Source organism: Clostridium sp. LS3 (genome assembly GCF_055330225.1).
Genome location: NZ_CM143921.1, coordinates 3,975,001 through 3,977,900, shown reverse-complemented (window position 1 = coordinate 3,977,900; position 2,900 = coordinate 3,975,001). Strand labels below are relative to the sequence as shown.

Below are 2,900 nucleotides of genomic sequence, written 5' to 3'. Positions count from 1 at the left end.
CCTCAAGCGACTTTATTATAATATCATTTGTTTTTCTTATTGTCAACAACTTTTTTTCAAAGTTTTTTTGACTTGTTTTATCGCATCTCTCAGCGACGAGATTTATAATATCATTTAAAATTAATACAGTTTTATGAATATGTGTCCATTTTTTAAACTTATTATTAATTTACTCTATTTCTCTATTATTATCTAATTAATTCTATTATTGACACACCAGGATTAGTTATTCATATTCAACATATATTTTCGTGATACGTTTATATATATTACCTTACTAGCTACCTATACTTTATTTAAAATTTATTAATCTTTATCAATTAAGTTTAGTATTAAATTTACTCTGAAAGTACCATAGTATTATAAATTTTATATTCTTTTGTAAGAAGAATAATATTTTCTAATCTAAGATTATATAAAATACTTTTATAACCTTTATTATGATCTTATAGATTATTATAATTCAGATAAATAAAATTATTTCTCTAAGTTATGATTATATACCTAAATTTTATTGATCTATCATATTAGATAATTTCATTTAACTTTAATTAAAGCAAATTAAAGCAAAAAAAGCTACGATTATATCGTAGCTTTGGTGGAGGTAAAGGGATTCGAACCCTTGACCCCTTGCGTGCAAGGCAAGTGCTCTCCCAACTGAGCTATACCCCCAAATATGGTGGACCTTCAGGGACTCGAACCCCGGACCAACCGGTTATGAGCCGGTTGCTCTAACCAACTGAGCTAAAGATCCATATTACCTGGCAACGTTCTACTCTCCCACACAGTTTCCCATGCAGTACCATCGACGCTGTAGAGCTTAACTTTCCTGTTCGGAATGGAAAGGAGTGTTTCCTCTACGCCATCATCACCAGATATCAGAGTGTTCTCTGAAAATTGCACATGAATTATTGCCAAAATCTTTTAATTATTGGTCAAGCCCTCGACCTATTAGTATCAGTCAGCTAAATATGTTACCACACTTACACCTCTGACCTATCAACCTTGTGTTCTTCAAGGGGTCTTACTAGCTTATGCTATGGGAAATCTCATCTTGAGGGGGGCTTCACGCTTAGATGCTTTCAGCGTTTATCCCTTCCCGACTTAGCTACCCAGCCATGCTCTTGGCAGAACAACTGGTGCACCATAGGTCAGTCCATCCCGGTCCTCTCGTACTAAGGACAGCTCCTCTCAAATTTCCTACGCCCGCGACGGATAGGGACCGAACTGTCTCACGACGTTCTGAACCCAGCTCGCGTGCCGCTTTAATGGGCGAACAGCCCAACCCTTGGGACCTACTACAGCCCCAGGATGCGACGAGCCGACATCGAGGTGCCAAACCTCCCCGTCGATGTGGACTCTTGGGGGAGATCAGCCTGTTATCCCCGAGGTAGCTTTTATCCGTTGAGCGATGGCCCTCCCACGAGGTACCACCGGATCACTAAGCCCGACTTTCGTCCCTGCTCCACTTGTGGGTGTCGCAGTCAGGCTCCCTTCTGCCTTTGCACTCTTCGAACGATTTCCGACCGTTCTGAGGGAACCTTTGGGCGCCTCCGTTACTTTTTTGGAGGCGACCGCCCCAGTCAAACTGCCCACCTAACAATGTCCCGTCACCAGATTCATGGCGTCCGGTTAGAATCCCAATACTGTCAGGGTGGTATCCCAAGGATGACTCCACTAAGGCTGACGCCCTAGCTTCTCAGTCTCCCACCTATCCTGTACAGACAATATCGAAACTCAATGCTAAGCTACAGTAAAGCTCTACGGGGTCTTTCCGTCCAATCGCGGGTAGCGAGCATCTTCACTCGCACTACAACTTCGCCGGATTTGCAGTTGAGACAGTGCCCAAGTCATTACGCCATTCGTGCGGGTCAGAACTTACCTGACAAGGAATTTCGCTACCTTAGGACCGTTATAGTTACGGCCGCCGTTTACTGGGGCTTAAGTTCACACCTTCGCTTGCGCTAAGTGTTCCCCTTAACCTTCCAGCACCGGGCAGGCGTCAGCCCCTATACATCAGCTTACGCTTTAGCAGAGACCTGTGTTTTTGCTAAACAGTTGCTTGGGCCTATTCTCTGCGGCCTGCTCTCGCAGGCACCCCTTCTCGCGAACTTACGGGGTCAATTTGCCTAGTTCCTTAACTGCAATTCTTCCGATGGCCTTAGGATTCTCTCCTCATCTACCTGTGTCGGTTTGCGGTACGGGCACTACTTCTCTCTCTAGATGCTTTTCTTGGAAGCATGGAATCAGATACTTCGGCCAAATTGGCCTTCCCCATCACACCTCAGAATTGTTAAGACGGATTTTCCTGTCTTAACTCCCTAAATGCTTAGACTAGCATTTCCAATCGCTAGCACATCCTATCCTTCTCCGTCACACCATCGATAATAACGATAATAGTGGTATTGGAATATCAACCAATTGTCCATCACCTACGCCTTTCGGCCTCGGCTTAGGTCCCGACTAACCCTGGGCGGACGAGCCTTCCCCAGGAAACCTTAGATTTTCGGCCTGTAAGATTCTCACTTACATCTCGCTACTAATGCCAACATTCTCACTCGTAATCAGTCCACCGCTCCTTACGGTACGACTTCAGCCCGATTACGACGCTCCTCTACCGCTCAAGTTAAACTTGAACCCGTAGCTTCGGTGGTAAGTTTGAGCCCCGGACATTTTCGGCGCAGGATCTCTCGACTAGTGAGCTATTACGCACTCTTTAAATGAGTGGCTGCTTCTAAGCCAACATCCTAGTTGTCTTAGAAATCCCACATCCTTTACCACTTAACTTACACTTTGGGACCTTAGCTGACGATCTGGGCTTTTTCCCTTTTGACTACGGATCTTATCATTCGCAGTCTGACTGCCGGACTCATAGTATATGGCATTCGGAGTTTGATAAG

Annotated in this window: 2 tRNA genes and 2 rRNA genes (1 of these 4 running past the window's edge); all 4 read right to left on the bottom strand. The window is 44.3% G+C overall.

Features of this window, described 5'->3' with window-relative positions:
- Positions 1–596: 596 nt before the first annotated feature.
- Positions 597–672, bottom strand: a tRNA-Ala gene (locus ACZJV1_RS18795).
- Between the two features lie 5 nt (positions 673–677).
- A tRNA-Ile gene (locus ACZJV1_RS18790) sits at positions 678–754 on the bottom strand.
- Between the two features lie 5 nt (positions 755–759).
- Positions 760–876: ribosomal RNA gene (gene rrf / locus ACZJV1_RS18785) — 5S ribosomal RNA — on the bottom strand.
- Positions 877–931: 55 nt separating this feature from the next.
- Positions 932–2,900: ribosomal RNA gene (locus tag ACZJV1_RS18780) — 23S ribosomal RNA — on the bottom strand; it runs 937 nt beyond the window's last position.